Below are 22,212 nucleotides of genomic sequence, written 5' to 3'. Positions count from 1 at the left end.
TAGCGCGAGAAGACCGTGATGTTGGGGATGGAGGTTTCAGCCTGAGAGGGCGCGCTTCGGTAGCTCCTCGGCGTCCTCCCGGGCAAGGGCCGAAGGCCCGCGACCCGGGATCGGGGAGCCTTGAGCATCCGCGTTCGATGTGGAGACGCGTTGTCGCCCCCCCGGTTCGGCTGACGCTGCCTCAGGCGTAGATCTCGCCGCGGGCCATCACCACCGCCTGGCCGCCGATCCGCACCGCCTTCAAAGCTGTGTTGGCGATGTCGATTTCCAGGTCGATCAGTGACGGGCGGCCCATGTCGAAACCCTGTTCGATCCGCAGGAAATGGGTGCCGTCGGGCAACTGGTCGAAATGCTGCACCACGCCGGCGAAGGCGGCGGCGGCGGAGCCCGTGGCCGGGTCCTCGGCAATGCCCATGTCGGGGGCGAACATGCGGGCGGAGAAGGTGCTGTCATTGGCCGTCGTCTGGCGGCAATAGACATAGGCGTCATTGTGGTCATGCCGGCCGAAGGCCTCGTCCCAATGGGTGAGCATGGGCCGGGCCCGGCGCAGAGCGTCGAGATTGGCAACCGGGACAAAGGCGAAGGGCAGGCCCGCCTCGAAAGAGGAGGGGCGGTGGTTTTCGAACCCGACCTCGCTCGGCTCCAGCCCGAGGGCGGCGGCGACGATCTCCTTGTCGGCGAGTGGCGGCGCGGCGCGGGCCAGGCGCGGCACGTCGAATTCGGCAAAGCCGGCGGCGCCGTTCTTCAGCACCACGCCGCAGCGGATGTTGCCGATGGTTTCTTCCAGAACCACCATCGCGTTCTGGTCCGCGTCGGTCTCGCCGAACCGCTCCTTGGCCAGCAGAATGGCGGTGCCGATGGTCGGGTGGCCGGCGAAGGGCAGCTCCCGGGCGGGGGTGAAGATGCGAAGGCGCGCCGAATGGGCGGGATTGTCCGCCGGCAGCACGAACACGGTTTCGGACAGGTTGAATTCCCGCGCAATCGCCTGCATGCGCTGATCCGACAGGCCGTCGCCATCTAGCACCACCGCCAGCGGATTTCCGGCGAGGGGCTGATTTGTGAAAACGTCCAGTACGGCGTAGCGGCGGGCCATTGGCGAGCGTCCCTTGCTGTTCCATTGATATCCTGCGGTCCGCCCTGGATGCCAGACCGGATTGGGCCCGACTGTGGCACGACCTTCGGTCCGTGACCAGCACCGGCGATGAACCGGACCGGGGGAATGGACATGATTTTCAAAAGGCCGGGAACGTTCACCCACGCGCGGTTTGAACACGGGGGCGCTTCGGTATAGAACCGCCGGACCGGCCAAACATCGCGGCCGCTTTCTTGCCCCGGGTGCCCTGAATGTCCGACGTTCGCATTTCCGCCTTCTATCACTTCACGCCGCTGGAAGATCACGAGGGCTTGCGCGCACCGCTCCTCGATCTGTGCCGGGCGGAAGGGGTGCGCGGCTCGATCCTGCTGGCCACGGAGGGCGTCAATGGCACCATCGCCGGGCCGGAGGCGGGCATCGCCGCGGTGCTGGCGCATCTGCGGTCCGACCCACGCCTGGCGGAGCTGACCGAAAAGGCCTCCCATGCGGAGCGGATGCCCTTCCGGCGGATGAAGGTGCGGCTGAAGCGGGAAATCGTCAGCCTCGGAGTGGAGGGGATCGACCCGCGCCGGGTCGTCGGCACCTATGTGCCGCCGTCCGACTGGAACGCGCTGATCGCCGATCCGGATGTGGTGCTGATCGACACGCGCAACGACTATGAGGTGGCGTTCGGAACCTTCGAGGGGGCGGTTTCGCCCGAAACCCGCTCGTTCCGCAGCTTCCCCGAGTGGGTGCGCAGCGCCCGGCAGGTTGCCAACAAGCCGAAGGTGGCGATATTCTGCACCGGCGGTATCCGCTGCGAGAAGGCCAGCGCGCTGCTGCTGGAGGAAGGCTTTGGCGAGGTCTACCACCTTGAAGGCGGCATCCTGAACTATCTGGAGAAGGTGCCGCGCGAGGAAAGCCTCTGGCGCGGCGATTGCTTCGTCTTCGATGAACGGATCGCCGTCGATCACGATCTGGCGCCGACCTGGGGCCGGGAGGCGCCGGCGGAAGCCCATGCGGTGCTGCCCGCCGAGGTGATCGCCGAAACGCCCCGGTCAGATACGGAACAGGTGTGACGCCAGGCCCTTCACCGACGGGGTGAGCACCATCAGGCCGCCGGAGTTGGGATAGGCGCTGAGCAGAGCCGCATCCGTTTCCGGCCGCAGGCTGGTGATCACCAGCTCATCGAGGTCTGGCCCGCAGAAGCACGGCATCGTTGGCCGGGGCAGTGGCAGCGGGATCGTCTGGATCACCTTGCCGTCCGGCGCGAAGCGGTTGAGGCAGCCGGCCGAGACCCCCGCCGACCAGTAGCAGCCCTCCGCATCCATGGCGGCCCCGTCCGGGCGTCCTGCGTCATTGACAACTTGCGCAAAGCGCCGCCGGTTGGAGATGCCGCCGGTCGCCACGTCAAAATCCCAGCAGTCGATCCACCCGGGGCGGGTGTCGGAATGGTAGAGGGTCGCGCCATCGGGCGACCAGGCCAGGCCGTTGGAGGTGCGCAGCTCCCCCACCATGCGGGTCAAGGCGCCGTCCGGCGTGCTCCGGTAAAGGGAGGCGATGGGCTGGCGGTCGGGGCGGTCGTCCATGGTGCCGACCCAGAAGGCGCCGTCCGGCCCCACCTTGCCGTCGTTGAGCCGGGTGCGCGGGTCGTGGGCCTCCACATCGGTCAGAAGATCGAAGCGCCCGGTCGGCAGGTGATGCAGCCCGACCTTGTCACGCAGGGCGATGACCAGCGTGTCGGTGTCGGTGGTCAGGCCGAGCGCGCCGATCGTATCTGGCATGGGCCAGCTCATGTGCCGGCGGTCCGCCCAGTCCAGCGCGTGCAGGCGCTGGCCGGTAATGTCGCACCAGTAGAGACGGGACAGCCGATGGTCCCAGACCGGCGATTCCCCCAGCTGGCAGGAGGGCACATCCAACAAGGCGATTTCTTGGCTCATTGGAGAGTTCTGACATCTCGGGCGGGACGGTTCAACCAGCGGCGGAGATCTGCTGCGGCGGTGCGGGATCCTCGCGCAACCAGGTGCGAAAGACATGGGCGGCGAAGGCGTCGAGCGCGGCAACGGTATCGGGCTTGGCGATCACTGCATCGGCGCCGGCGCGCAAGGCTTCGCCATGGGAGCCCGGATCGTCGGCGGTGGTCAGGAACACCACGGTCACCCCGGAAAGGGCCGGGCGGGTGCGCAGCCGGATCAGCGTCTCGATCCCGCTCAGGCCGGGCATGTTGATGTCGAGCAGGATCAGGCCGGGTGGGGCGATGCCCGATTGCAGGCGCGCATCGAGGTAGCGCAGCGCTTCCGAGCCGGTTGTGGCACAGGCGACCGTCAGCGGCCGGTCCCATGGGCACGCCTTGCACAGGCTGCGCGTCACCAGCCACAAATCGTCCGGATCGTCATCGACGAGCAGAAGCGGCGCCGTGAAGTTGCCGCTCTGGGCGTGCGTGGTCGTCATGAAAAACCCGTTGATCCCCTGCCTGCAGAATCGACCTTAGGTGTATATGGTAGTGGTAACCTATACACTCTCCCACAAACCTATGCGTTCATTTCGCTTTTGCCTGTTGTGGCAGGTCGGGCCCCGTCTCGGGAAGGGAGAAGGCGGTGTTCCTCGATACGGCGCGAATGGCGAAGGAGGTGCGCATGCGCGACACGCCCGGCAGCCGGGCGAGATGATCGCGGTGGATGCGCTCAAAATCGACCGGATCGGCGGCGGCGATGCGCAAGAGGTAATCCGCATCACCGGCCATCAGGTGGCATTCCATGATCTCCGTTGATCGGGCCACCGCCTCTTCGAAGGCGCTCAGAGTCTCGTTCGATTGCGATTTGAGAGAGATCTCGACGAAGATGTCCATGCGCCGGCCGATCTTGCTCTGATCCAGCAGCGCGACATATCGATCAATGATGCCGGCTTCCTCCAGCGTCCGGACCCGGCGCAGGCAGGCGGAGGCCGACAGGCCGACAAACTCCGCCAGGTCGGCATTGGCAATGCGTCCGTCCCGTTGCAGGCGCTCCAGAATGCGGCGGTCGATCCGGTCGAGGGGCATGAACTGCCTTTCGCAGATTCTGCGGTCGATTTTCTATTCGTCGCAACAATATTGCTTCGAATGCGCATAAAGTGTCAAGTTTGCAACCGAATTCGGAAGAAAAAGACGTATACTGTCAAAATAAGAAACGTGGCCAACAGAGCCCGGGTGAGAGAGGAGACAGCCATGCGTATCGGTGTGCCGAAGGAAATCAAGAATCACGAATATCGGGTCGGCCTGACCCCGGATGCTGTTCGGGAGATTGTCGCTCATGGGCATGAGGTGGTGGTGGAGACCGGCGCGGGGATCGGCATCGGTGCATCGGATCTCGACTATGAAGCGGCGGGCGCGCGGATCCTGCCGGATGAGGCGGAGGTGTTCGCCGCTGCCGGCATGATCGTCAAGGTCAAGGAACCGCAGGCGTCGGAACGGGCGATGCTCCGACCCGATCATGTGCTTTTCACCTATCTGCACCTGGCGCCGGATGCGCCGCAGACGGAAGACCTCGTCAAGTCGGGCGCGACATGCATCGCCTATGAGACCGTGACCGACAAGCGCGGTGGCTTGCCGCTGCTGGCGCCCATGTCCCAGGTGGCCGGCCGGCTGTCGATCCAGGCGGGGGCGACCGCGCTTGAGCGGGTGCATGGGGGGCTTGGCGCCTTGATCGGCGGGGTGCCCGGAGTGGCGCCGGCGCGGGTGGTGGTGATCGGCGGCGGTGTCGTTGGCGCCCAGGCGATCACCATGGCGCTCGGCCTTGGCGCGGATGTGACCGTGCTGGACCGCAGCCTCGATGTGCTCGGCGAATTGTCGGCGCGGTTCGGCTCGGCGCTGCGCACGGTCTATTCGACCCGCGCCGCGGTGGAACAATATGTGCTGGACGCGGATCTGGTCATCGGCGCGGTGCTGGTGGCCGGGGCGGCGGCGCCCAAGCTGGTGACCGCCGAGCATGTGCGGCGGATGAAGCCCGGCTCGGTGCTGGTCGATGTGGCGATCGATCAGGGCGGATGTTTCGAGACCTCCCACGCCACCACCCATGCGGAACCGACCTACATGGTCGATGATGTGGTGCATTACTGCGTCGCCAACATGCCCGGCGCGGTGCCGCGCACCTCGACCTATGCGCTGACCAACGCGACCTTGCCCTTTGTTCTGGCACTGGCCGATCAGGGCTACAAGCAGGCGCTTTTGGACAATCCGCATCTGCTCGCCGGCCTCAATGTGCATGGCGGCAAGGTGACCTGCCAGGCGGTCGCCGATGCGCTGGGCTACGACTATGTCGATCCGCGCGATGCGCTGGCGGATGTCGCGGCCGCGGCCTGAGCGATCCAGCCATCGTCTTCGGCTGCGGGCAGAAAAGCCCGGTGCGTGAGGACCAAAGAGCCAGATAGAGAAAAGCCCCCGGCGCCAGGCGACGGGGGCTTTTCTACTGTCATCCGGCCAGAGGCCGGCCAACATCCAGCGATCCCGCATCGCAGCTGCGGTGCGGGATCTTGTTTGTTGGATCAGGGGCAGACGACGCGGTAGCGGCGGCCGTACTGGTCGGTTGCAATGCAGTTCTTCGGTGTGGTCGCCGCGCCGACGACGCCGCCGCCAACCGCACCGATCGCCGCACCGGCAAGGGCGGCGCCGGCGCCGCCGCCTGTTGCCGCGCCGATTGCTGCACCGGTCGCGGCGCCAAGGCCACCGCCGATGAGGGTGCGATCGCGCTGGCTATCGGACTGGCAGGCCGCGAGCAGGAGAGCCGCCGCCGATACGAGTACAACCTTTTTCATTCACTATGCCTCCAGAAAATCAGGGCCAAGACCCTTCGTGTCGATGCGGTCCCGTCCACCGGTCGCGCAAAGACATATGTCACCGGCCCTGTTGTTCCTGAAAACACCGGCCCGATCCAGTTTTTTGTTTGCCATTCTGCTTATGCCCGCCAGATGTGGCAGGTTTATGGGCAGGCGACCCGATAACGGCGGCCATAGCGATCGCGGGCAATGCAGTTCTTCGGGGTGGTGGCCGATCCGACCATGGCACCGCCGACACCGCCGATCACGCCACCGACAAGGGCGCCGCCCACATCGCCGGTCGCCGCCGCGCCGACGGCCGCGCCCGTGGCTGCGCCAAGGCCGCCGCCGACGAGGGCGCGGTCGCGTTGGCTGTCCGACTGGCAGGCTGCAAGCAGCAGGGCTGCGGCTGAAACGAGAACAATCTTCACCATCATCGCCTCCAGAGGTTCATGCAGAAAGCCGGTCGTGCGTCGTCAGGGGCGTTTACCCGCGCCGCAGGTTACGGGCAGGCAACCCGGTAGCGGCGGCCATAGCGGTCGCGGGCCACGCAGTTCTTCGGGGTGGTGGCCGATCCGACCATGGCACCGCCAACACCGCCGATCACACCGCCGACGAGGGCGCCGCCCACATCGCCGGTCGCCGCCGCGCCAACGGCCGCACCGGTGGCCGCGCCAAGGCCGCCGCCGACGAGGGCGCGGTCGCGCTGGCTGTCCGACTGGCAGGCCGCGAGCGTCAGGGCCGTTGCTGTCACAAGCAAAATTCTCAAGGTCATTGTCGTTTCCTGTTGTTACGATTGCTGCGCCTTCGAAACCTGCCCGACAACACAGGGCCATCCGTGCCTTACGGGTATTTCAGCACCAAATGCCCTGGCAGTCTAGGTACCTGCGGGGGTGAAGCTGTGACGCAGATCATTGGAATGGCAAATTGTTTCGCGGGCGAGAGGGGCGAATCAGGTCTCGGGAGTGGTGCTTTCTTCCCGCATGGCCCGGCAAAGACGCCGCGCCAGCCCGAGGGTGGAGCTGTCGTGGACAGGCTCTCCTGGTCCTGTCTCCGGCGTCTGACCGGCGAGCAGCGGCAGCAAGGCGCAGGCCAGTTCCTTGCCCAACTCCACGCCCCATTGGTCGAAGGAGTTGATGTTCCAGATCGTGCCTTCGACGAAGACCCGGTGTTCGTAGAGCGCGATCAGCCGTCCCAGCGCGTATGGGGTGGTCTTGTCATGAACGAGGGTGATCGAGGGACGGTTGCCGGGAAACACCTTGTGCGGCGCGAGCTTTTCGACGACATCGGCGGGGTGGCCTTCAGCCGTGAGCTGGCGCCGGGCTTCTGCCAGATCGCGGCCGCGCAGGAGGGCTTCGGACTGGGCGAGGCAACTGGCAACCAACTGCCGATGGTGATGGGCAAGATCCGGTTCGTGGCCTTCGGCGGCGATAATGAACTCGCAGGGGATCACATCGGTGCCCTGATGCAGAAGCTGGAAGAAGGCGTGCTGGCCATTGGTGCCCGGCTCGCCCCAAACGAGCGGACCGGTGGCCTCGGTGACTGCTGTGCCATCGCGGGACACGCGCTTGCCGTTCGATTCCATGTCGAGCTGTTGCAGATAGGCGGGCAGGCGGGCAAGCCGTTGATCGTAAGGAAGGATCGCCCGCGCGCCATAGCCCAGCACATTGCGGTGCCAGACGCCGGCAAGGCCCAGCAGCACCGGCAGGTTGCGGGCCATCGGCGCTTGCTGGAAATGCAGATCCATCGCATGGGCGCCGCCAAGGAAGGCCTCGAACCGCTCCGCGCCGATGGCGATCATCACCGGCAGGCCGATCGCCGACCAGACCGAATAGCGTCCGCCGACCCAGTCCCAGAAGCCGAACACGCGGGTCTTGTCGATGCCGAACTCGGCGACCTTGTCGAGCGCGGTCGAGACGGCGGCGAAATGGCTGCCGACCGCCTCCTCGCCGAGGGCCCCGGCGATCCAGCGGCGGGCGGTGGCCGCGTTGGTCATGGTCTCGGTGGTGGTGAAGGTCTTGGAGGCAACGATGAAAAGGGTGGTGGCCGGGTCGAGCGGCTTCAACGTGTCGGCGATATGGGCGCCGTCCACATTGGAGACGAAATGGAGGCGCGGGCCATCGGCGTAAGGAGCAAGGGCGGCGGTGACCATCGCCGGTCCAAGGTCCGAGCCGCCGATGCCGATGTTGACCACATCGGTGAAGCGCGCGCCGCGATGGCCGGTCAGGCTGCCGCTGCGGATCGCGGCGGAAAAGGCGCTCATCCGCGCCAGGGTCGTCAACACCTCCGGCATCACGTCGGCACCGCCCAGATACATTGGCGCGCCGGACAGATTGCGCAGGGCGACATGCAGGGCGGCGCGGTCCTCGGTGGTGTTGATCGGGGCGCCCTGGAACATCGCCGCGCGTCGGGCCATAAGCTGGCAGTTGTCGGCCAGGGCGAAGAGCAGGCCGAGGGTCTCCTCGGTGATCAGGGTCTTGGAGAGGTCGAGGGTGAGGTCGTCAAGGGAGACGGAGAACCGCTCGAAACGGTTGTTTTCCGCGGAAAACAGGCCGCGCAGGCCGATGGGCTTCAGCGTTTCGGCATGGTCGCGCAGGCGTTGCCAATGATCGGCCGTCATCCCTGTTCTCCTTCCCCGTTTCGCCGGTTTGGCGCGTTTCGATGTCAGCGGTCGAGGGCCGCCGCCTGCCGCGCCCGTTGCTCGATCCCGTCCCAGTCGCCGGCGGAAATGGCGGCGGCCGGCGCGATCCAGGAACCGCCGACGCAGGCGACATTGGAAAGCGCCAGATAGGCCGGGGCATTGGCCGGAGTGATGCCGCCGGTCGGGCAAAACCGGGCCGCCGGCAGGGGAGAGGCAAGCGCCTTCAACAGCGCGAGCCCGCCGACCGCCTCGGCCGGAAACAGCTTCAGCCGGGAATAGCCGGCCTCCAGCAGGCGCATGACCTCGGATGGGGTGGCGGCGCCGGGCAGCAGCGGCACGTCATGTCCGGCTGCGGCGGACAGCAGCGCCTCGGTCGCCCCGGGGGCGACCGCGAACCGGGCGCCGGCTTTGGCCACCGCGTCATATTGGCGGGCGTCCAGAACCGTACCTGCGCCGACAATGGCGCCCGCCACCTCAGCGGCGACGGCGCGGATCGCCTCCAGCGCCGTTTCCGTGCGCAAGGTGATCTCGATGGCCGGCAAGCCGCCGCGCACCAGAGCCCTGGCCATCGGCACGGCTTTCGCCGGATCCTCGACGACTAGGACGGGGATAACCGGGCTTGCGGTCATCACCGTGTCAATCCGCTGGGTGTCTTGTGTCATGGCCTCTCCGGCGGTCTGGGCACGGGCCGCCCGAAGGGAGCGGCATGCGTTTGGCCCGTTTCTAGCGCTTCGTCCTTTAAAACTTCGCTTCCGATGCGTGCAATTTTGACAATTTCAATCGCAATCGCGTCAAATTTTGCCGAAATTCGGGCCAAACACATGGGCGCCTTCATCGGCCGGGCTGGCGGCGGCACGGAAGGCGGCGAAGAGGTCGCGGCCGACGCCGACCGTGTTGCCGGCAAGCTCGGCGGTGGCTGCCGGGCGGGCGGCGAAGGTGTCCGGATCGACCAGCACCTCCAGCCGTCCGGCCTCCGCGTCGACGCGAATGATATCCCCGTCGCGCAGCCGGGCAATGGGGCCGCCGTCGACGGCCTCCGGGGTGACGTGGATCGCCGCCGGCACCTTGCCGGAGGCACCCGACATGCGTCCGTCGGTCACCAGCGCCACCTTCAGCCCCTGATCCTGCAGCACACCAAGGGCCGGAGTGAGCTTGTGTAATTCGGGCATGCCGCAGGCCTTCGGACCCTGGAAGCGGACGACGGCGACCACATCGCCGGTCAGCTCGCCGGCCTTGAAGGCGGCAAGAAGATCGTCCTGCGAGGCGAAGATCCGCGCCGGCGCCTCGATCACCCGGCGGTCGGGCCGGACGGCCGAGACCTTGATGACCGCCCGGCCGAGCGAGCCGGACAGAACGGTCAGGCCGCCATTTTCCTGAAACGGGCGGGCGGCACTGGTCAGCACCTTGGGATCGCCGCTTTCCGCCGGTGCCGGCTCGCGGAGTACGGTGCCGTCCTCGGCAAGGCGGGCCTCGACCGTGTAGCCGTCAAGACCGGTGCCGTTGACGGTGCGCACGTCCTCATGCAGCAGCCCGGCGGACAAGAGCTCGCGAATGAGCAGCCCCATGCCGCCGGCGGCATGGAAATGGTTCACGTCGGCAAGACCATTCGGGTAGATCCTGGCGAGCAGCGGCACGGCGGCAGACAGGTCGGAAATATCGTCCCAGGTCAGATGGATACCGGCGGCGCGGGCCATGGCCACCAGATGCAGGGTGTGGTTGGTGGAGCCGCCGGTGGCGTGCAGGCCGACGACGCCATTGACGATGGCCCGCTCGTCGATCACCTCGCCGACCGGGGTGTAGGCATTGCCAAGGGCGGTGAGGGCCAGGGCGCGCTGGGCGGCCTCGCGGGTCAGCGCATCGCGCAAGGGCGTGTTGGGGTTGACGAAGCTCGTGCCCGGCAGGTGCAGGCCCATGATCTCCATCAGCATCTGGTTGGAATTGGCGGTGCCGTAGAAGGTGCAGGTGCCCGGCGAATGGTAGGACTTGCTTTCCGCCTCCAGCAGCTCGGCGCGGCCGATCTTGCCTTGCGCGTAGAGCTGGCGGGTCTTGGCCTTCTCGTCATTGGGCAGACCCGAGGGCATCGGCCCGGCCGGGATGAAGACGCAAGGCAGGTGGCCGAAGGAGAGGGCGGCAATCACAAGGCCCGGAACGATCTTGTCGCAGATGCCGAGGAACACCGCCGCATCGAACATCTGATGCGACAGGCCGACGGCGGCGCTCATGGCGATCACGTCACGGGAAAACAGCGACAGCTCCATGCCGGCCTGACCTTGCGTGACGCCGTCGCACATGGCCGGAACACCGGCGGCGACCTGGGCAACGGCGCCGGCCTCGCGCGCCGCCGCGCGGATCAGCTCGGGAAACCGCTCGTAGGGCTGATGGGCCGACAGCATGTCATTGTAGGCGGTGACGATGGCCAGATTGGGCACCACGTCGCCGGAGAGGCGGTCCTTGTCGGTGAGACCGCAGGCGGCAAAGCCATGGGCGAGATTGCCGCAGGACAGCACCGAGCGCCTGGGGCCGGCGTCACCTGCGGCGCGGATGCGGTCGAGATAGCGCGCCCGGCTGTCGCGGCTGCGCTGGCGGATGCGGTCGGTGACCTCGCCGATGGTTGCCTGAACGCTCATCTGCCGTTCGTCCTTCTGTCTGTTGCCCATCCGGTCGCGATGCCGTCGGGACCCTGTCGGCGCGTCGCCCCGGTGCGGCGCCGCCTTCAATTAAATCGATTTAAATTCGCTGCCAAGCCTTTGCCGCCCGCCACCATACCGGGCTGCATCGGGAGTGCGGTCAGATCAGGTCTTCGAACCAGGTGCGGCCGTCACGCTCGATCAGGGCGATGGCGGCGGACGGCCCCCAGGTGCCGGAGGTGTAGCCCTTCGGCGGCTCGCGCAAGTGCGCCCAGGCCTCCAGGATCGGGTCGACCCAGGCCCAGGCGGCCTCCACCTCGTCGCGGCGCATGAACAGGGTCTGGTTGCCGCGGATCACATCCATCAAGAGCCGTTCATAGGCGTCCGGGTTGCGCACCCGGAAGGCTTCGGCGAAGGACATGTCGAGCGGCACCTGGCGCAGGCGCATGCCGCCCGGGCCGGGGTCCTTGATCATGATCTGCATGCGCACGCCCTCGTCCGGCTGCAGGCGGATCACCAGCCGGTTGGAGGAAATCGGTCCGGCCTCTTCCTCGAAGATCGAATGGGGGATGGGGCGGAACTGAACGACGATCTCCGACACCCGGTCGGCGAGCCGCTTGCCGGTGCGCAGGTAGAAGGGCACGTTGGCCCAGCGCCAGTTGGCGATTTCCGCCTTCAGGGCGACGAAGGTCTCGGTCTGCGAGCCGGGATCGTCCAGCTCTTCCAGATAGCCGGGCACCGCGCCGCCGGCCGATGCGCCGGCCCGGTACTGGCCGCGCACGGTGGCGCGCTCCACCATGGCCGGGTCCATTGGCCTCAGTGCCTTCAGAACCTTGAGCTTTTCGTCGCGCACGGAATCGGCGTCCATGGATTCCGGCGGCTCCATCGCCACCAGGCAGAGCAGTTGCAGGATGTGGTTCTGGAGCATGTCGCGCATGGCGCCGGCGGTGTCGTAATAGCCCGCCCGGCCTTCCACCCCGAGCGCCTCGGCAACGGTGATCTGCACGTGGTCGATATGCGCCGCGTTCCACAGAGGTTCGAACAGCGCATTGGCGAAGCGCAGCGCCATCAGGTTCTGCACCGTCTCCTTGCCGAGATAATGGTCGATGCGGAAGATCTGATCCTCGCGGAACACCGCGCCAATGGCCGCGTTGAGCGCCCGGGCCGACTGGCCATCCTTGCCGATCGGCTTTTCGATGACGATGCGGGCGGTATCGCTTGCCAGCCCATGCCGGCCGATGCGCTCGCAGATCGCACCGAAGAAATCGGGCGAGACCGCGAGATAAAAGGCACGGATCACCTCGGGCCGATCTTCAAGCGCGGCGGCGAGGTCCTCCCAGCCGCGCTCGCCACTGGCATCGACGGCCAGATAGCTCAGCCGCTCCAGAAAGCGGGACAGCGCCGGTTCCTCGATATCGCTTACGTGCTCGCGCACCGCCTCGGCCGCCCGGGCGCGGTACTCCGCATCGCTCATGTCGCGGCGCGAGCAGGCGAGAATGCGGGCGTCTTCCGGCAACTGGCCGTCGAGATCGCGGTGGTAGAGCGCCGGCAGCAGCTTGCGGTAGGCAAGATCGCCGGTGGCACCGAAAACGACAAGATCGAACGGATCGACTTCAATGACACGGACAGCCATCAGGGGCCTCTGTTTTGCGGAGACGGGAAGGGGGCGGAGTGGCACGCGGAGGCAAGCTCCGCGCGCCGGGGCAGGTCGGCACCGCGCCGGGTGCAGGTGAGGGCGGCGGCGCTGGCGGCAAAGTGCAGGAGATCGCCGAGGTCTTCGGCATCGAGCCGGGCAAGAGCTTCGGCGGAAAGCTGACCGCGCTCGCCAAGCCGGGCAAGCATTGCCGCCTGGAAACTGTCGCCGGCGCCGACGCTGTCGACCACCGCGACCGGGTGTCCGGGGATTGCGACATGGGCCTTGCCGGTGAAGGCTTCCGCTCCTTCCGCCCCATGGGTGACGACGACGAGCGACGGCCCCCGGGCGAGCCAGGCGGCGGCAAGTGTCGCGGCGTCCCGATCCGGGTAGAGGGTGGCAAGGTCCTCACCGCTGATCTTCAGAAGATCCACATGCGGCAGCAGCGCACCCAGCCGGGCCCGCCAGGCGGCAAGATCGGCAACCACGGTCGGGCGGATGTTCGGATCATAGGCGATCATCCGGCGGCCATGCTCGCGGGCGACGAGGGCGGCGAGGCTGTCGCCGACCGGCGGCACCAGCATGGCGAAGGAGCCGATGTGGATGCAGGCGATCTCCGGCGGCAGGTCGGGAAGGTCTGCCGGCCGCACCTGCCGGTCGGCGGCCCCTTCTCCGTGGAAGGTGTATTCCGGGCTGCCGGCGGCACTAAGGCCGACGATGCTCAAGGTGGTGGGCGCGTCGGTGGCCAGCACATGGTCGAGCCGCACGCCCTCGGCGGCAAGGGTCGTCCGCAGCCGGCGGCCGAACAGATCGCCCGAAAGCGCGCCGAAATAGCTGACCGGAGTGGCAAGCCGGGCGAGGCCAATGGCGACATTGACCGGCGATCCGCCGATGCGGGCATCGAGGGTCAGGCGGTCGCCGTCTTCCTCGGCGAAGAGGTCGAACAGCGCCTCGCCGCAGACAAGTATCATGGCAAGTGGTCCTTCAGGCGCCGTCCCGGGCGGGACGGCGGCGAATGTCAGGCGGCGGCATCGGCCTCCGGCGGGTCCATCGCCCCGGTCATGATCGCCACCGCGTCGGACATGGAATAGGCCTTGGGATCGATGACGGCAATCCGGCGGCCGAGGCGGTGGATGTGAATGCGGTCCGCCACCTCGAACACATGGGGCATGTTGTGGGAAATCAGCACGATGGGCAGGCCGCGCCGGCGCACGTCCTTGATCAGCTCCAGCACCCGGCGGCTTTCCTTGACGCCGAGGGCGGCGGTCGGCTCGTCCATGATCACCACCTTGGAGCCGAAGGCGGCGGCGCGGGCGACGGCGACGCCCTGACGCTGACCGCCGGACAGGGTTTCCACCGCCTGATTGATGTTCTGGATGGTCATCAGGCCCAGTTCGGTGAGCTTTTCGCGGGCGATCCGTTCCATCGCCTTGCGGTCGAGCTTGCGCAGGTAGCGACCGAGGAAGCCGGGGGTGCGGAGCTCCCGGCCCATGAACATGTTGTCGGCGATCGACAGGGCCGGCGACAGGGCGAGATTCTGGTAGACGGTCTCGATGCCGGCGGCCCGCGCCTGCATCGGCGCGGTGAAATGCACCGGCGCGCCATCGAGGCGGATCTCGCCTTCATCCGGAGTGACGGCGCCGGACAGCGCCTTGATCAGGGTCGACTTGCCGGCGCCATTGTCGCCGATCACCGCCAGCACCTCGCCGGGGTAAAGGTCGAAATCCGCCCGGTCGAGGGCGACGACCCGACCATAGCGCTTGACGAGACCACGGGCGGTCAGGATGGGGGAGCGGGTCATGCGGCCACCTTTCTGATCCACTGGTCGATGGCGACGGCCGAGATGATCAGCACGCCGATGAGCAGGTAGGTCCATTGCGGGTCGGTGCCGATCAGCCTGAGGCCGAGCGAGAAGACGCCGACGATGAGGGCGCCGAACAGCATGCCCAGCACCGATCCGCGTCCGCCGAACAGCGAGATGCCGCCGATCACCACGGCGGTGATGGATTCAATGTTGGTGAACTGGCCGGTGGTCGGCGAGACCGAGCCGAGCCGGCCGATCATCGCCCAGCCGGCCAGGGCGCAGATCAGCCCGGCGAGGGTGTAGACCGAGATGCGGATGCGGGCGACGCGCACCCCGGCCAGTTCCGCCGCGTCCGGATCGTCGCCGATGGCATAGACATGCCGGCCCCAGGCGGTGTGGTTGAGCACGTAGTTCAGCACCAGCACCAGAACAAACAGGGCGATCACCCCATAGGTGAAGACGGCGCCCTGAATGTTGATCTTTTCGCCGAAGAACTGCAGAAGCGCCGCCTCCCGGGCGATGTCCTGGCTGCGGATGGTCTCGTTGGCAGAGTAAAGGAAATTCGACGCCAGCACGATCTGCCACATGCCCAGGGTGACGATGAACGGGGGCAGGCGCATGACGGCGACCAAGGCGCCGTTGATGAAGCCGCAGAGCGCGCCGCAGGCGAGGCCGCAAAGGACGGCGAGTTCCACCGGCAAGCCATAGCGGAAGGTGAACTGGCCCATCACCACCGAGGAGAGCACCATGATGGCGCCGACCGACAGGTCGATGCCGGCGGTGAGGACCACCAGCGACTGGGCACAGCCGACGATGCCGACGATGGCGACCTGCTGCAGGATCAGGGTGAGGGTGAAGGGCGAGAAGAATTTCGCGCCGAGAAGGACGCCGAACACCGCGACCGACAGGACGAGGACGATCAGCGGCACCAGCTCCGGATTGGCATGCAGCCGGTGCTGGATCCGGTCGAGCGTCGAGTGCTTGTGACTGTCGAAGCGGGCGGGCGCGTCCGCGCTGGCGCGCAGGCCCTGTTCGAAGTCCCGGGTATTGCCCGTCTCAAGGTCACTCATGGGTCTCCTCCCCGAAAGGCAGCACCCGCCGGCCGGGTGGGTGGTGGATCGGTCCGCCGACGGGCAGGGGGCTGTCCGTCGGCGGATGGGTCAGCGATACGCCAGAGGGTTCAGCCCCAGCACTTGTCGAGGCCTTCCTTCGTGTCGATCGAGGGCACGCCCTCCGCCGGCTTGTCGGTGACAAGGGCGACGCCGGTGTCGAAAAAGGCCTTGCCTTCGGTCGGGGCCGGCTTCACGCCGTTGTCCGCATAGGTCTTGATCGCCTCGATGCCGAGGGCGGCCATCAGCAGCGGGTATTGCTGCGAGGTGGCGCCGATGACCCCTTCGGCGACATTGCGCACACCCGGACAGCCGCCATCGACGGAGACGATCAGCACGTCGTTTTCCCGTCCCACCGCCTTCAGCGCCTCATAGGCACCGGCGGCGGCCGGCTCGTTGATGGTGTAGACCACGTTGATGGTGGGATCCTTGGTCAGAAGGTTCTCCATCGCCGTGCGGCCGCCTTCCTCGTTGCCGGCGGTCACGTCATGGCCGACGATCCGCTCGTCCTCTTCATCGCCCCATTTGGCCGGGTCCTTCACGTCGATGCCGAAGCCGGTCATGAAGCCCTGATCGCGCAACACGCCGACCGAAGGCTGGCTGACGGCCAGGTCGAGCATGGCGATGCGGGCGTCCTTGGCCCCTTCGCCAAGGGTGGCGGCGGCCCATTGGCCGATCAGCTCGCCGGCCTTGAAGTTGTCGGTGGCGAAGGTTGCGTCGGCGGCGGTGATGGGCTCCAGCGGGGTGTCGAGAGCGATTACCAGAATGCCGGCGTCGCGGGCCTGGGTGACCGCCTCGACGATGGCCTTGGTGTCGGAGGCGGTGATGAGAATGCCCTTGGCGCCATCGGCGATGCAGGTCTCGATCGCCGCCACCTGGGCATCGTGGTCGCCGTCGATCCGGCCGGCGTAGGACTTGAGCGTGATGCCCAGTTCCTCCGCCTTGGCGCTGGCGCCCTCCTTCATCTTGACGAAGAACGGATTGGTGTCGGTCTTGGTGATCAGGCAGGCCGAGGTCTCGGTGGCCATGGCCGGAAGGGCCGAAAGGGTGCCGAGCAGCGTTCCGGCGAGCATCAGATTGCGAAGCATGTCAGGTCTCCTCCCATTGGTCGCATGCGACCGCTTCAAGATCCGGCTGCGTGGTCCTCCCTCAGCCGGGTGCGATCCGGGCCATCTGTGGCACGCCCGCTTCCTGCGGTGTCACGCCGGGATGGCCCGGGCTTGCCTCGACGCCGGTCAGGATCGCGGCGCGCGGGGAATAGTTGATGAACATCGGCAGGCAGGCGGCACCGATGGCGCCGGCATCACGGCCGAAGGAGCCGCGCGCGACCTGGGGCGCGGCGCGGGCCTCGGGCGCGGCTGCCGCCAGCGCCTCGGCAAGGCCAGCGACGATCCGGTCGGCGAGGCCTCCGTCGATGTCGAAATCGATGACGACGAGCGGAATATCGAGCAGCGCAGTGGCGGCGGAGATCGCCGGGGTCAGCGCGGCGATGCAATCGGCCAGCCACTCCTCCACTGCCGGATGGCGGGCCTCGACCATCCGCTCCAGTTCGTCGCGGGACCGGGCCTCAACGCCGCAATGGGCAAGATGGCGCCGCAGCGCGGCAAGAGAGGCGCGGGTCAGCAGGATATCGAGCGGCTTGCCGGGACGGGGCGCGGAGGCGAGCGTGCTCGGCGGCACCGGCATCATCGCCACATCGGCGGCATTGCCGGTGACGCCCTTCTGGCAATCGCCGCCCATGACCAGCCCGCCGCCGATGGCCGGTCCGAGGAAGAGATAGAGGAAGTCATCGGCGCCGCGCCCGGCACCGGAAAACAGCTCGGCGATGGTCGCCGCCGTACCGTCGTTTTCGGCGAACACCGGGAAGTCGGTCGCCGCCTCCAGAAGACCCCGCACATCGACCGCGTCCCACAGATGGAAGACGCCGGCGGGCAGGCCCAACTCATGCAGCCAGGCGCCGAGGTTGAACGGCATGGCAACGCCAATGCCGGCGATGCGCGCCCGCTCCTGCGGCGGCACCAGCGGCAACAGCGCGTCGATGTCGCGGCGCACCAGCTCGATGGCCGCCGCCGGCTCCGGCAGCAGCATGTCATGACTGCGCCGGCCGATGATGCTGCCGGAAAAATCCGCCAGCACCGTTTCGATCGCGGTGCGGTCGAGACGGACGCCGAACCCGTAGGCGCCGGTGGGCGAGAGGGTGAGCATGGTTGCCGGCTGGCCGCGCCCGCCATGGCGGCGCTTGCCCAGCGAGGTGATCAGCCCGGCGGCGGTGAGATCCTGGATGATGGCGCCAATGGCGGCGTTGGTAAGCTGGGCCAGGCGCGCAAGATCGGCCTTGGAGGCGCTGCCGACCCGGCGCAGCACCTGCAACACGATGCGGGCGTTGTAGCGGCGAAGCTGGACCGAGTTCGACCCTTGTCCGACCAGCGGGCGTCTTGCCATCCGGGCGCTCTCCCTGCCGCCGAAAACCTCTCCGGCGAATGCCGGCGGGCTGCAAGCGCCCGCGCATTATTAATTTCAGGTGATTTAAATAATGAACCACACCCGACCGGAGTCAACCGCTTTCGATGCTGCGGCGCAAAGCGCGGGGAGAGCGCGGCCGACGGGTTGCGCCAAGCCTTGAAACGCGTTCAACTTTCACGACATTCAGCGGCACGTCCGGATGGGCTGGCGGCGGCGAACAGGTCAGGAGAGACAGCGGATGCAGCGTATTCCTCACGATGGCGCCTTTCTCGAACGAGCGATTGCCGCTGGCCGGGGCGAGGAACCGGCGGATCTGGTGATCCGCAACGCGCGGCTGTTCTCGGTGATCGACGGATCGGTGAACGAAACGGACATCGCCATCGTCGGCGACCGGATCGTCGGCACCCATCAGCGCTACAGCGGCCGCCGCGAGGTGGATGCGGGCGGGCGCCATGTGGTGCCGGGCTTCATCGACACCCATCTGCATGTGGAATCCTCGCTGGTCACCCCGCTGGAGTTCGACCGCTGCGTGTTGCCGCACGGGGTGACCACGGCGATCTGCGATCCGCATGAGATCGCCAATGTGCTGGGGGCGGAGGGGATCGGCTATTTCCTGCAAGCCTCCGAGCACACGGTGATGGACCTTCGGGTGAACCTCTCCTCCTGCGTGCCGGCCACCGCCTTCGAGACCGCCGGCGCCCGGCTGGAAATCGACGACCTGCAGCCGATGCGCGATCACCCGGCGGTGATCGGCCTGGCGGAATTCATGAACTTCCCCGGGGTTCTTGCCCGCGACCCGGCGGTGATCGCCAAGCTCGCCGCCTTTCAGGACGGGCATATCGATGGCCACGCACCGATGCTGTCCGGCGGCGATCTCAATGGCTATCTGGCCGCGCGCATCCGCACCGATCACGAGGCGACCACGGCGGCGGAAGCGCGGGAGAAGCTGGCCAAGGGCATGACCATCCTGATCCGCGAAGGGTCGGTGTCCAAGGACCTTGATGCGCTGGCGGAGATCCTGACGGCGGAGACCGCCTCCTTCGTCTGCCTGTGCACCGATGATCGCAATCCGCTCGATATCGCCGAGGAGGGGCATCTGGACAGCATGATCCGCCGGCTGATCGCCGGTGGCGCCCGTCCGGTCGATGCCTATCGGGCGGCAAGCTGGTCGGGCGCCAATGCCTTCGGCCTGCGCGACCGGGGGCTGGTGGCGCCGGGCTGGCGGGCCGATCTGGTGCTGCTCGACGATCTTGCCGACTGCCGGGTGCACCAGGTGATCGCCGGCGGCCGGCTGGCCGATGCGACCGCCTTCGCCGCGCGCGGCGATGTGGCGCCGGTCGGGCTCGACAGCGTGCATGTGCGGACCATCACGGCGGAGGATTTTCGCATCCCCGCCGGCAGCGCCAACGAACAGCCGGTGATCGGCGTGGTGCCGGGCCGGATCATCACCGAACATCTGACGCGCTCCCTGCCGGTCGCCGGCGGCGAGACCGGGGCGGATCCGGCGCAGGATGTGGTCAAGGTCGCGGTGGTGGAGCGGCACGGGCGCAGCGGCAACATCGGTCGGGGTTTCGTCTCCGGGTTCGGCCTGAAGAGCGGGGCGATTGCCTCCTCGGTCGGCCATGACAGCCACAACATCTGCGTGGTCGGTGCCGACGACCAGTCGATGGCCACGGCGGTCAACCGGATCGCCGCGCTGAAGGGCGGCTTCGTTGTCGCCGATGGGGACCGGGTGCTGGCGGAACTGGCGCTGCCGCTCGCCGGGCTGATGAGCCTGGAGCCGTTCGAAACGGTGCGCGGCGCACTGGAAGGCTTGCGCGCGGCGGCGCGGGAACTCGGCTGCACCTTGCCGGAGCCGTTCCTGCAGGTGGCCTTCCTGCCGCTGCCGGTGATCCCCCATCTGAAGATCACCGACATGGGGCTGTTCGATGTGGATCGGTTCGCGTTGGTCGACTGAGCCGGCCCCGACCCCGCCATGACCGGATGGCGAAATTTGCATTGGTGCGACCGGTGCGCGGGCGTATCCTTGTACCGTGTTTCCCGGATTAACGGGGTTTTCCGTTGACGTAAACGGAAGCGTTCGGCATGGTGCGCCACCAGGTGACTGGTTCCCTTTCTCATTGCGCGGGGGCACGGCGCTGGAACCGCCGCAAGGGGGGCGGCGGGGATCGGTTCAGAAAAGTCAGGGAGGATCCGCGATGACCGACCCACAGGATTGGCTCGCCACATTCCGGCCGAAGCCGCTTCACACCTATCTGGAAGCGGCGGTACGCGATCATGGAGACCGGCCGGCCGCCGATTTCATGGGCAAGGTCTGGCGGTATGACGAGATCGGCGCGCTGGCGGACAAGGCCGCGGCGGGGCTTCAGGCCCTGGGGGTAGAGAAGGGCACCAAGGTCGGCCTGTGCCTTCCCAACACGCCCTATTACACGATCTTCTATTTCGCGGTGCTGAAGCTCGGCGGGATCGTGGTGAATTTCAATCCGCTTTATGTGGAGCGGGAAATCTCCTTCCAGGCGCATGATTCCGAAACGCGGATCATGGTCACGCTGGACCTGAAGATCATCTTCGACAAGGTGGAGACGGTGCGGCGCGAAGGGGCGTTCGACACGATCATCGTCTGCCCGATGGCCGATATCCTGCCGCAGCCGAAAAAGCTGCTGTTCACCCTGTTCAAGGGCCGCGACCGGGCCTCGATCCCCAAGGATGCGGCGCATCCGCGTTTTGCCGATCTGATCGCCGGTGGCCGCACGGCCAGGGCGGTCGAGATCGACCCGGATCAGGATGTGGCGGTGCTGCAATACACCGGCGGCACCACCGGGGTGCCCAAGGGCGCGATGCTGACCCACACCAACCTTTCCGCCAACATCGAGCAGATGCGCACCCTGTTCGCCGCCGCCCAGCCCGGGCGGGAAAAGATGCTGTGCGTGCTGCCATTCTTCCACGTGTTCGCGATGACGGTGGCGCAGAACCTCTCGGTGGTGCTCGGCGCGGAAATGGTGCTGCTGCCCCGGTTCGAGCTGAAGATGCTGCTCGATACCATCGTGCGCAAGAAGATCACCCTGTTCCCCGGCGTGCCGACCATCTACACGGCGATCAACAACGCCGAGCAGACCAAGAGCTACGACCTGACGTCGATCAACCTGTGCATTTCCGGCGGGGCGCCGCTGCCGGTGGAGGTGAAGACCCAGTTCGAGACCCTGACCGGCTGCATTCTGGTGGAGGGGTACGGTCTGACGGAATGTGCGCCGGTGGTGGCGGTCAATCCGCTCGACGAGAACCGGCGCGCCGGCTCCATCGGTCTGGCGGTGCCCGGCACGCAGATCGAGTTCCGCGATCTGGAGGACCTGTCCCGCCCTGTTCCGGAAGGCGAAAAGGGGGAACTGGTGGTGCGCGGGCCGCAGGTGATGAAGGGCTATTATCACCGGCCCGACGAGACCAACCGGGCCATCGAGGATGGGGTGCTGCACACCGGTGATGTGGGCTACCGCGACCCGGACGGGTTCATCTATCTGGTCGATCGGATCAAGGACCTGATCCTGTGCTCCGGCTACAATGTCTATCCGCGGGTGATCGAGGAGGCGATCTACCAGCATGAGGCGGTGGAGGAGGCGATTGTCATCGCCGTGCCGGATACTTATCGCGGCCAGTCGCCGAAGGCCTTCATCAAGCTGCGGGAGGGGGCGGAGGTCTCGGCGGAGGAAATGAAGCTGTTCCTCAAGGGGCATTTGTCGCCGATCGAGATGCCGCAGGAGATCGAGTTCCGCGACACGTTGCCCAAGACCATGGTCGGCAAGCTGTCGAAAAAGGAACTGGTCGAGGAGGAAGCGGAGAAGCGGGCGGCGGCCTCTGCGGACGGCTGACCCCCGGGCTCCGGGAGATGCGGCGACGGCTTCGCGGGCGGTGATGCCGACCGGAGAGCTTCGCCGCGCCCCGCGGGAGCGTGGGACGCCTGCGCCTCGCAAGCTTTCCCCGTCGCCGAGTTGACGGGGGGAGGGAGCGCGGCCGATAAGGGCGGTCCCGCAGCCACTTGTGATTCTCCCAATGCCCTTCTCCTCGGAAAACAGTAAGA

Annotated in this window: 20 protein-coding genes; 4 read left to right on the top strand and 16 right to left on the bottom strand. The window is 67.0% G+C overall.

The annotated features are described in order from the left end of the window. Positions 1-181 precede the first annotated feature (181 nt). Positions 182-1,093 carry a PhzF family phenazine biosynthesis protein gene (locus IEV83_RS05645; protein WP_181758583.1) on the bottom strand — a complete coding sequence of 304 codons (912 nt, stop codon included), beginning with the start codon at positions 1,091-1,093 and terminating at the stop codon, positions 182-184. A 251-nt stretch (positions 1,094-1,344) separates the two neighbouring features. Here IEV83_RS05645 and trhO point away from each other — a divergent pair, with 251 nt between their 5' ends. Then, positions 1,345-2,151, top strand: a complete 807-nt coding sequence (trhO, locus tag IEV83_RS05640) for an oxygen-dependent tRNA uridine(34) hydroxylase TrhO (RefSeq protein WP_181758584.1) — start codon at positions 1,345-1,347, stop codon at positions 2,149-2,151. Here the strand turns inward: trhO and IEV83_RS05635 are convergent. The 3 genes from IEV83_RS05635 to IEV83_RS05625 all read right to left on the bottom strand — a co-directional run bounded on the left by IEV83_RS05635 (position 2,131) and on the right by IEV83_RS05625 (position 4,112). Further along, complete coding sequence (locus IEV83_RS05635) at positions 2,131-3,012, bottom strand: SMP-30/gluconolactonase/LRE family protein (RefSeq protein ID WP_181758585.1); 882 nt, start codon at positions 3,010-3,012, stop codon at positions 2,131-2,133. The genes trhO and IEV83_RS05635 overlap by 21 nt on opposite strands. Positions 3,013-3,043: 31 nt before the next feature. Further along, a complete protein-coding gene (locus IEV83_RS05630) occupies positions 3,044-3,523 on the bottom strand; it encodes a response regulator (RefSeq protein ID WP_181758586.1) in 480 nt (159 codons plus the stop codon). 88 nt (positions 3,524-3,611) lie between these two features. Continuing rightward, complete coding sequence (locus IEV83_RS05625) at positions 3,612-4,112, bottom strand: Lrp/AsnC family transcriptional regulator (protein WP_181758587.1); 501 nt, start codon at positions 4,110-4,112, stop codon at positions 3,612-3,614. A 165-nt stretch (positions 4,113-4,277) separates the two neighbouring features. On the opposite strand from IEV83_RS05625, the gene ald reads away from it, so the two are divergent. After that, positions 4,278-5,411 (top strand): alanine dehydrogenase, encoded by a 1,134-nt coding sequence (gene ald, locus IEV83_RS05620; protein WP_181758588.1) that lies wholly within the window; start codon positions 4,278-4,280, stop codon positions 5,409-5,411. Between the two features lie 182 nt (positions 5,412-5,593). Here the strand turns inward: ald and IEV83_RS05615 are convergent, their stop codons facing one another. The 12 genes from IEV83_RS05615 to IEV83_RS05560 form a co-directional block, all read right to left on the bottom strand. Continuing rightward, positions 5,594-5,863 (bottom strand): YMGG-like glycine zipper-containing protein, encoded by a 270-nt coding sequence (locus IEV83_RS05615; RefSeq protein ID WP_181758589.1) that lies wholly within the window; start codon positions 5,861-5,863, stop codon positions 5,594-5,596. A gap of 164 nt (positions 5,864-6,027) precedes the next feature. Continuing rightward, complete coding sequence (locus tag IEV83_RS05610; RefSeq protein WP_181758590.1) at positions 6,028-6,297, bottom strand: YMGG-like glycine zipper-containing protein; 270 nt, start codon at positions 6,295-6,297, stop codon at positions 6,028-6,030. Positions 6,298-6,365: 68 nt separating this feature from the next. Then, complete coding sequence (locus tag IEV83_RS05605; RefSeq protein ID WP_181758591.1) at positions 6,366-6,638, bottom strand: YMGG-like glycine zipper-containing protein; 273 nt, start codon at positions 6,636-6,638, stop codon at positions 6,366-6,368. Between the two features lie 177 nt (positions 6,639-6,815). Continuing rightward, on the bottom strand, positions 6,816-8,483 hold the full coding sequence (gene pgi, locus IEV83_RS05600; RefSeq protein ID WP_181758592.1) for a glucose-6-phosphate isomerase: 1,668 nt from the start codon (positions 8,481-8,483) through the stop codon (positions 6,816-6,818). Between the two features lie 44 nt (positions 8,484-8,527). Further along, a complete protein-coding gene (gene eda, locus IEV83_RS05595; protein WP_181758593.1) occupies positions 8,528-9,166 on the bottom strand; it encodes a bifunctional 4-hydroxy-2-oxoglutarate aldolase/2-dehydro-3-deoxy-phosphogluconate aldolase in 639 nt (212 codons plus the stop codon). 129 nt (positions 9,167-9,295) lie between these two features. Continuing rightward, positions 9,296-11,131 carry a phosphogluconate dehydratase gene (gene edd, locus IEV83_RS05590; RefSeq protein ID WP_181758594.1) on the bottom strand — a complete coding sequence of 612 codons (1,836 nt, stop codon included), beginning with the start codon at positions 11,129-11,131 and terminating at the stop codon, positions 9,296-9,298. A gap of 160 nt (positions 11,132-11,291) precedes the next feature. After that, complete coding sequence (zwf, locus tag IEV83_RS05585; RefSeq protein ID WP_181758595.1) at positions 11,292-12,764, bottom strand: glucose-6-phosphate dehydrogenase; 1,473 nt, start codon at positions 12,762-12,764, stop codon at positions 11,292-11,294. After that, positions 12,764-13,735, bottom strand: coding sequence for a carbohydrate kinase family protein (locus tag IEV83_RS05580; RefSeq protein ID WP_181758596.1), 972 nt, complete (start codon positions 13,733-13,735; stop codon positions 12,764-12,766). The genes zwf and IEV83_RS05580 overlap by 1 nt, the downstream gene beginning before the upstream one ends. 47 nt (positions 13,736-13,782) lie before the next feature. Continuing rightward, a complete protein-coding gene (locus tag IEV83_RS05575; protein ID WP_181758597.1) occupies positions 13,783-14,565 on the bottom strand; it encodes an ATP-binding cassette domain-containing protein in 783 nt (260 codons plus the stop codon). Next, positions 14,562-15,638: an ABC transporter permease gene (locus tag IEV83_RS05570; protein WP_181758598.1), complete on the bottom strand. Its 1,077-nt coding sequence runs from the start codon at positions 15,636-15,638 to the stop codon at positions 14,562-14,564. The genes IEV83_RS05575 and IEV83_RS05570 overlap by 4 nt, the downstream gene beginning before the upstream one ends. Positions 15,639-15,748: 110 nt before the next feature. Next, the gene (locus IEV83_RS05565) at positions 15,749-16,750 is read right to left on the bottom strand and encodes a sugar ABC transporter substrate-binding protein (RefSeq protein ID WP_371873417.1); all 1,002 of its coding nucleotides are present in this window, start codon (positions 16,748-16,750) and stop codon (positions 15,749-15,751) included. 76 nt (positions 16,751-16,826) lie between these two features. Continuing rightward, entirely contained in the window at positions 16,827-18,119 is a 1,293-nt protein-coding gene (locus IEV83_RS05560) for an ROK family transcriptional regulator (RefSeq protein ID WP_181758600.1), read from the bottom strand. 259 nt (positions 18,120-18,378) lie between these two features. Here IEV83_RS05560 and ade point away from each other — a divergent pair, with 259 nt between their 5' ends. Continuing rightward, entirely contained in the window at positions 18,379-20,097 is a 1,719-nt protein-coding gene (gene ade / locus IEV83_RS05555; RefSeq protein WP_181758601.1) for an adenine deaminase, read from the top strand. A 241-nt stretch (positions 20,098-20,338) separates the two neighbouring features. Next, positions 20,339-22,003, top strand: coding sequence for a long-chain-fatty-acid--CoA ligase (locus IEV83_RS05550; RefSeq protein WP_181758602.1), 1,665 nt, complete (start codon positions 20,339-20,341; stop codon positions 22,001-22,003). The last annotated feature ends 209 nt before the right edge of the window (positions 22,004-22,212 follow it).

It is taken from the genome of Stappia taiwanensis, from assembly GCF_014635285.1.
GTDB lineage: Bacteria > Pseudomonadota > Alphaproteobacteria > Rhizobiales > Stappiaceae > Stappia > Stappia taiwanensis.
The sequence above is the reverse complement of the archived record's forward strand: the minus strand, read 5'-3'. Positions and strand labels throughout refer to the sequence as shown.